This is a genomic window from Mesorhizobium sp. M6A.T.Ce.TU.002.03.1.1 (assembly GCF_003997275.1).
GTDB lineage: Bacteria > Pseudomonadota > Alphaproteobacteria > Rhizobiales > Rhizobiaceae > Mesorhizobium > Mesorhizobium mediterraneum.
Genome location: NZ_RZTI01000195.1, coordinates 1 through 7,461, shown reverse-complemented (window position 1 = coordinate 7,461; position 7,461 = coordinate 1). Strand labels below are relative to the sequence as shown.

Annotated in this window: 8 protein-coding genes; all 8 read left to right on the top strand. The window is 64.1% G+C overall.

What is annotated here, in order from left to right:
- Positions 1-1,219, top strand: a 1,219-nt coding sequence (locus tag EOC93_RS31470) for an ABC transporter substrate-binding protein (RefSeq protein ID WP_164759358.1), incomplete at its 5' end; no start/stop codon positions are given.
- A gap of 4 nt (positions 1,220-1,223) precedes the next feature.
- Positions 1,224-2,153: a sugar ABC transporter permease gene (locus tag EOC93_RS31465; RefSeq protein ID WP_127206567.1), complete on the top strand. Its 930-nt coding sequence runs from the start codon at positions 1,224-1,226 to the stop codon at positions 2,151-2,153.
- Positions 2,150-2,986 (top strand): carbohydrate ABC transporter permease, encoded by an 837-nt coding sequence (locus EOC93_RS31460; protein ID WP_127206566.1) that lies wholly within the window; start codon positions 2,150-2,152, stop codon positions 2,984-2,986. The genes EOC93_RS31465 and EOC93_RS31460 overlap by 4 nt, the downstream gene beginning before the upstream one ends.
- A gap of 21 nt (positions 2,987-3,007) precedes the next feature.
- Positions 3,008-3,829 (top strand): sugar phosphate isomerase/epimerase, encoded by an 822-nt coding sequence (locus EOC93_RS31455; RefSeq protein ID WP_127206565.1) that lies wholly within the window; start codon positions 3,008-3,010, stop codon positions 3,827-3,829.
- A gap of 10 nt (positions 3,830-3,839) precedes the next feature.
- Positions 3,840-4,916 (top strand): Gfo/Idh/MocA family oxidoreductase, encoded by a 1,077-nt coding sequence (locus EOC93_RS31450; RefSeq protein WP_127206564.1) that lies wholly within the window; start codon positions 3,840-3,842, stop codon positions 4,914-4,916.
- Complete coding sequence (locus EOC93_RS31445) at positions 4,916-5,734, top strand: sugar phosphate isomerase/epimerase (RefSeq protein WP_127206563.1); 819 nt, start codon at positions 4,916-4,918, stop codon at positions 5,732-5,734. The genes EOC93_RS31450 and EOC93_RS31445 overlap by 1 nt, the downstream gene beginning before the upstream one ends.
- Complete coding sequence (locus EOC93_RS31440) at positions 5,734-6,567, top strand: alpha/beta hydrolase (RefSeq protein WP_127206562.1); 834 nt, start codon at positions 5,734-5,736, stop codon at positions 6,565-6,567. Before EOC93_RS31445 ends, EOC93_RS31440 begins: the two co-directional genes overlap by 1 nt.
- Positions 6,564-7,286 carry a ribulose-phosphate 3-epimerase gene (locus tag EOC93_RS31435; RefSeq protein ID WP_127206561.1) on the top strand — a complete coding sequence of 241 codons (723 nt, stop codon included), beginning with the start codon at positions 6,564-6,566 and terminating at the stop codon, positions 7,284-7,286. The genes EOC93_RS31440 and EOC93_RS31435 overlap by 4 nt, the downstream gene beginning before the upstream one ends.
- Positions 7,287-7,461 lie beyond the last annotated feature (175 nt).

Genomic DNA, 7,461 nt, shown 5'->3' with positions numbered 1-7,461 from the left:
CGGGCTGGGCGTTCGCCGGGCTCGCGCACAGTCGCGCGCCGAAATCAGTTTCGCCAGTGCCGCCTTCTTCGGCAAGGAGACTTTCGGCGACCTGATCAAGGCCTTCAACGAATCGCAGGACCGCATTCTGGTCAAGAACATCGAGCTGCCACCGCCGAGCTCATCGACGGAAGTCTACCAGGGCCTTGTCCAGCAGCTCGCCCGGCGTACTGGCACGCCCGACGTCTTCAGCCAGGACGTGATCTGGATCGCCGGCTTCGCCGCTGCCGGCTGGGCGCTGCCGCTCGACGAGTATTTTCCCGCGGACAAGCGCAGCGCCTACTTCTCCGGAACCCTCAACGCCTGTACCTATGACGGCAAGCTGACCGCCCTTCCCTGGTTCATGGATTCGGGCATGTTCTATTACCGCAAGGACGTGCTGGAAAAGCATGGCGGCAAGGTGCCGGAAAACTGGGCCGACATGGCGACCATCGCCGCCGCCGCGCAGAAGGCCGGCGACGTCGATTTCGGCTATCTCTGGCAAGGCAAGCAGGCCGAGGTTCTGGTCTGCGACGCCGTCGAGATCATCACCTCCAACAACGGCGCGATCCTGGCGCCCGACGGCAAGTCGTCGCTGATCAACCAGAAGGCGGCGGTCGACGCGATCCAGTTCCTGCACGACACCGTCAACGGGACCAAGATCAGCCCGCAGGACGTCCTGTCCTGGGACGAGGAGCCGTCACGCCAGCCTTTCACCTCGGGCAAGGCGATGTTCATGCGCAACTGGTCCTATGTCTATCCGATCGCCCAGGACGCCAAGGCCTCCCAGGTGGTGGACAAGGTCGGTGTCGCACCGCTACCGGCCTTCCCCGGCGGCAAGAGCTCGGCCTGTCTCGGCGGCTATCAGCTCGGGGTCAACGCCAACTCCAAGCAGCGCGAAGCCGCGATCGAGTTGCTGACATGGCTGTCGTCGACCGAAACCCAGCACCGCATCGCCCTAAACTTCGGCCTCGCGCCGACGCGCCCGGCGCTGTTCCAGGACGAGAAGATCAAGACCGAACAGCCGTTCATGGCGAGCCTCGAGAACGTGTTCACCGGCGCCACCGCCCGACCGATCACACCCGAATACGCCAAGGTGACGCTGGCCTTGCAGTCCGGCATCTCCAAGGCGCTGGTCTCGGGCAATGTCCAGGCCGAGATGGACGCGCTGGCGGCGCAAATCGACCAGATCGTCGGCTGAACCGATGACCGCGGCGGCCACTGTTTCTGGCATTGGCCGGCCGCGGCTTGGCAAGGCGCTTCCGGGCGCTGTCTGGGCCTTGCTCCTGCTGACGCCGGCCTTCGTGTCGCTGGCGTCAGTTTCCTTCTACCCGATCATCAACGGGCTTTATCTCTCGCTCACCAACACCTCGCTGATCACCCAAGAGAACGAGTTCTCGGGTTTCTCCAACTATGTGCAGCTATGGGGCGACGCTCAATTCTGGAATGCCTGGTGGCACACGATGTGGTTCACCACGGCATCGACGATACTGGAGACGGTCATCGGGCTCGGCATGGCGCTCATCCTGTGCGAGGCCTTCAAAGGACGCGGCCTGGTTCGCGCCGCCATGCTGGTTCCCTGGGCGATGCCCACGGTGGTCACCTCGAAAATGTTCGGCTGGCTGTTCGACGGTCAGAACGGCATCATCAATTATATCCTGCTTCATGCCGGGCTGATCGACCAGAACATCAACTGGTACGGCTCTCCCGACACCGCGATGACCACCATCATCATCGCCGATGTCTGGAAGACGACGCCGTTCATGGCGCTCCTGCTTTTGACCGGGCTGCAGACGGTGCCCAATTCGCTGATCGAGGCGGCGCGCATGGATGGTGCGAAAGGCTGGATCACCTTCTGGCACATCCGCCTGCCGCTGCTCATGCCGACCTTGCTGATTGCCGGCCTGTTTCGCGCGCTCGACGCGTTTCGCGTCTTCGACCTCGTCTATGTGCTGACCGGCGGCGGTCCGGCCGATTCGACCGAGACGCTGTCGACGCTGTCCTACAAGGTGCTCTTCTCGACGCTGCAATTCGGCTATGGCTCGGCCGTTTCGACGGCCATGTTCGTCACCGAAGGCATCATCGCACTGGTATTCTGCCTCTATCTCATCAGGCAGATCAGGAGGGCGCAATGAACGACACACGCTCACCGCTGCAGACCATTGCCATCTATCTCGGCGCCTTGCTGATCTTGGTCTGGTCCGGCGGCCCGTTCATCTGGCAATTCTCGACCTCGTTCCAGCTCGACAAAGCGCTGACCTCAGGCTCGCCGTCGCTGATCCCCAACCCTTTCACGCTCGAGCACTACTACAACGCCTTCATCGAGAAAGATCTGCACCGCTATGTCTGGAATTCGCTGGTGGTCTCGCTGGCCACGACGTTCCTGTGCCTCTTCGTCGGATCGTTGGCCGCCTTCGCGCTGTCGCGGCTGAACGTGAAAGGCCGCTTCGGCATATTGATGGTCATCCTTTCGGTGTCGATGTTCCCGCAGATCGCGCTGGTCGGGCCGCTCTACCTGGTCGCCACCAATCTTGGCCTGCTCGATACCTACACGGCGCTGGTCATCACCTATCTGGCGCTCGGCCTGCCGCTCGTCACCTGGGTGCTGTTCGGCTATTTCGAGACGCTGCCGCGCGAGATCGACGAGGCGGCGCGGATGGACGGTGTCAGTATTCCCGGACTGCTCTGGCACATCATCCTGCCGATGTCGCTGCCGAGCCTGGTGACGACGGGCCTGCTTGCCTTCATCACCGCCTGGAACGAATTCCTGTTCGCGCTCGCCTTCACCTCCAACATCGATCGCCAGACGATCCCCGTCGGCATCGCCAACTTCACCAACCTCTATTATGTGCCCTGGGGCGACATCGCCGCAGCTTCGGCGGTCGTCACCGTCCCTTTGATCGTGCTGGTGCTGTTCTTCCAGCGGCACATCATCGAAGGGCTGACCCAAGGTGGCATCAAAGAATGAGCGGCATCAAGGAATGAAAGGATGAACGTGAAAGACCTGAAAGTCGGATGCCAGACCTTTACCTGGGAAATGCTCGGAGACCGGTTTTCCGGTGGCCCCGACGATCTGCTTAAGGCGATCGCCGATGGCGGTTATGCCGGCATCGAGATCACCGACACGATGATCGGCCGCTATGTCGACAGGTCGGCGGAATTCGCCACGGCGCTGAAGTCGGCCGGCCTCACCCTGGTTTCCTTCGCCTTCGGCTCGGAAAGCGGCTTCACGCTGAAGGAGAAGATCGGCACCGACCTCGAGACCGCCAAGCGCTGGATCGACTTCGCCGCCGCCTTTCCAGGCGCGCTGGTTTCGATGGGCTCGGCTACCGTCGTGTCCGACGGCCCGCGCGACGACAAATTCGCCATTGCCGCGGAGGTCTACAATAAGGCGGGAGAACTTGGGCGCAAGGCCGGCGTCGATGTCGCCGTCCATCCCAGTTCCCATCACAACACGCTGCTGTTCGACCGTGCCGACTATGACCGTATTTTCGCGCTGATCGATCCATCGCTGGTCGGCTGGGTGCCCGACACCGGCCACATCCTGCGCGGCCACAAAGACATGGCCGACACGCTCACCACCTATCGCGACCGCATCCGCTACGTCCACCTGAAGGACGTCGATGCCAGCGGCACATGGGCGATGCTCGGCAAGGGCGTCTGCGACACCGAAGCTGTGATCGACATCGCCAGTGCCGCGCCACATTTCAACGGCTGGCTGGTGCTGGAAGAGGAATCCGAGACCGCCGCCGCCGATCCGGCCGCCGCGGTCAAGACGAACCGCCAGACCATGCGCGGCTACGGCGCGTGAGGAAGAGACCATGATCCGGAAACAAGACCGTCGCCTTCGTGTCGGCGTGCTCGGCTGCGGGCCGATCGCGCAATTCGCCCATCTCGAATCCTGCGTGAAGGCCAGCAATGCCGACCTCTATGCGATCTGCGATGCCGCCCCCGATCTCTTGGCGCGCATGGGCGCGACCTATGAACCCGAAAAGATGTATGGCGATTACGATGAGATGCTCGCCGACCCGCAACTGGAGGCGGTGATCGTCGCGACCTCGGACGCCTATCACGTTCCGATGTCGATTAAGGCGCTCGAGGCCGGCAAGCACGTGCTGTGCGAGAAGCCGATCGGCGTCTCGGTCGAGGAAGGCGAGATGCTCGCCGATGCGGTCAGGCGCTCCGGCAAGGTGCTGCAGGTCGGCCATATGAAGCGCTTCGATCCGGCGCTGGAAGCGGCGCGCGATTTCGTCCGCGACGAGATGGGCGAAATCCTGGCGCTGAAGGCCTGGTATTGCGATTCCACCCATCGCTACACCAACACTGATGCGGTCCAGCCGCTTCCCGTCACCAGCAAGCTGGCAAGGAAACCTAGCGGCAATCCGAAAGCCGATCTCAGGCAGTATTTCATGCTCGCGCACGGCTCGCACCTCGTCGACACGGCGCGCTTCCTGTGCGGCGAGATCGTCGCCGTGCGTGCCCGCCTCAACGAGCGTTTCGGCGCCTATTGCTGGTTCGTCGAAACGGAGTTCGCCAACGGCGCGCTTGGCCATCTCGATCTCACCGTGGCCGTCCGCATGGACTGGCACGAGGGTTTTCAGCTCTATGGCGAGAACGGCTCGGTGATCGCGAAGACCTTCAATCCCTGGTATTTCCGGGCGAGCGAGGTTGATATTTTTCACGAGAAGGATGCGACATCACGAAAGCCGCTGGGCGCCGACGGGCATTTCTTCAGGCGCCAGCTCGAAGGCCTCGCGGAGACAGTCCTTGACGACAAGCCGATGCGCGGCGCCAACGTCGAGGACGGGCTTGCCTCGATCCGCGCCATGGTGGCGATCGCACGTTCGGTCGAAACCGGTGATCGCGTCGAGATCGCCAGCGTGACGGGAGCGGTCTGATGCAGATCGGGGTGTTCGCCAAGACCTTCCCGGGGCGTGAGCCGGCCGGCGTGCTGGCGGCGGTGCGCGACGCCGGATTTGCCGTCACCCAGTTCAACCTAGCCTGCGCCGGCCTGCCGTCCATGCCGGATGCGGTCCCTGACGACGCCATCAGCGCCATCGCGGCCGCGTCGAATGCTTTCGGCATCGCCTTGGTGGCGCTCTCGGGCACCTACAACATGGCCCATCCAGACAGGACTGTGCGCGACGACGGCCTGCGCCGGCTTGGCGTGATGATCAAGGCTGCGGCAGACCTTTCCGTTCCCTTGGTCACGCTATGCACGGGAACGCGCAACGCGGACGATCAGTGGGCGTATCACCCCGACAATGCCGACCCTGAGGCATGGGACGACATGGCGAGCGAGGTGGAAAAGGCGCTTGATCTTGCGGAGCGCCACGGTGTCGATCTCGGCATCGAGCCCGAACAGGCCAACATCGTCACCTCGGCGTCGGATGCGATGCGCCTCATTGCAGAGATGGACTCTAAACGGCTGCGCATCGTGCTCGATCCGGCGAACCTGTTTGAGCAGGCGAGCCCCGACGAAGCACGCGCCATCGTAGCCGCTGCGGTCGAGACCACGGCCGGCCATGTCGCCATGGCCCACGCGAAGGACCGCTTTGCCGACGGCCGCTTCGCCACCGCCGGGCAAGGTGTCGTCAATTTCCCGGATTTTGTCGCCCGGCTAAAAGTATCAGGCTTTGACGGGGCGCTGGTCACGCACGGCCTTTCGGCTGACGAAGCGCCCGGGGTTGCCCGCTTCCTGAAGGGGCTGACCTGATGGCTCGCCCGGCCGCTCTGCTTCGCGACGACGCCGCGCTTCAAGTCTCCGACCATGGCGACGGGGTTGCCGTCGTCTTTCAGCACGGGCTGGGCGGTGGCGAGGCGCAGGTCGCCCAGGCTTTCCCCCCCGGGCCGGGATTGCGGCGCATCACGCTGGAATGCCGCGGACACGGCGCCTCTGGACTGGGCACCAGCCGTCCGTTTTCCCTGGAGATGTTCGCGGACGATGTTGTTGCCGCCGCCGATCAGGCCGGCCTCGATCGTTTCGTTGCGGGCGGCATTTCCATGGGCGCCGCGATCGCCTTGCGCCTTGCCTGCCGCCATCCGGACCGCGTCGCCGGCCTGCTGCTCGTGCGCCCGGCCTGGATTTTCGACAGCGCGCCGGCGAACCTGCGGCCGATCGCCGAGGTTGCCGGCCTCATCCTCGACCTCGGCCCCGAGAAGGCCAGGACGATCTTCACGCAATCGAAAACCGCCGCGCGCCTGAAGCGCGAAGCACCCGACAACCTTGCCTCGCTGTTCGGCTATTTCGACCGGCCGGATGCTGCGCCATTCGCGCAGGTCCTCGCCGACATTGCCGCCGACGGCCCAGGTGTTTCGGCGAACAACGCCGCTGCCCTTGGCATCCCCACGCTGGTCATCGGCAACGCCATGGATGCGGTGCATCCGCTGCCGGCTGCGCGCACGCTTGCCGCGGCGATTCCCGGTGCAACCTTTGCGGAAATCTCACCCAAGGCGCTCGACAGCGTCCGGCATTTCGCCGAGCTGCAGGCTGAGATCACGACCTTCCTTCACGCTCACTTCAACTTCCGGAGCCTCGTTCCGTCATGACCATCAAATCCCTGTCCGGCCCCGCTGCCATCGCCGCCTTGCCACGCAACCGGCTGCTCGGCGAGTTTTCGCTGTGGTCGGCCGATCTTGCTAATATGGAGCGCGACCTGAAGCGCATAGAACCTCATGTCGACCTGCATCATATCGACGTCGCAGACGCCCGCTTCACCCCCGGCTTCCTGTTCTTTCCTGATCTGGTGTCGCGGATCGCCGGGCTGACGGCAAAGCCGATCCATGTGCACCTGATGGTCGAAGCAGAGATCGTCGAGGAGCAGACGCGCCAGTTCATCGAGGCCGGCGCCGACCTGGTCAGTGTCCATGCCGAAAACGGCGAAGCCGGCCTGCGCGCCGTGCGGCTGGCGCATGATCTCGGCGCCGAGGCCGGTGTGGTGCTCAGGCTGGAAACGCCGGTCGCTGCGGTCACGCCTTTCCTGTCGCAAGTCGCGTTCGTGACGCTTCTCGGCACATCCATCGGGGTCAAGGGCCAGAGCCTTTCCGACCAGGCCTGCCCACGCCTGTTAGAGGCGCGCATGCTGATGCGGCAAGCCGGCCGTGAAACCGACATCATCCTGGCTGCCGACGGCGGCATCCGCCACGAGACGGTGCCGCGCTTGCGCGCCGCCGGGGCCGAGACGGTGGTGCTCGGATCGCTGGCATTCGGCGACCCCGACCTCGCGCAACGCATGGCCTGGCTGCATGGGCTGAAGGTCGCCGCCTGATGACAAGACTAGCCCTCGCCTTCGATCTCGGCGGAACGGAGCTGCGCGGCGCGCTGGTCGAGAGCGGCGGCCGCGTTGTCGCGCAAGTTTCGGCGCCGACGATGGCGATCGCGGGATCCGATGCGGTGATCGGCCAGATCATTGCACTGGCCGGGGCTCTTCTGCTACAGCGCCC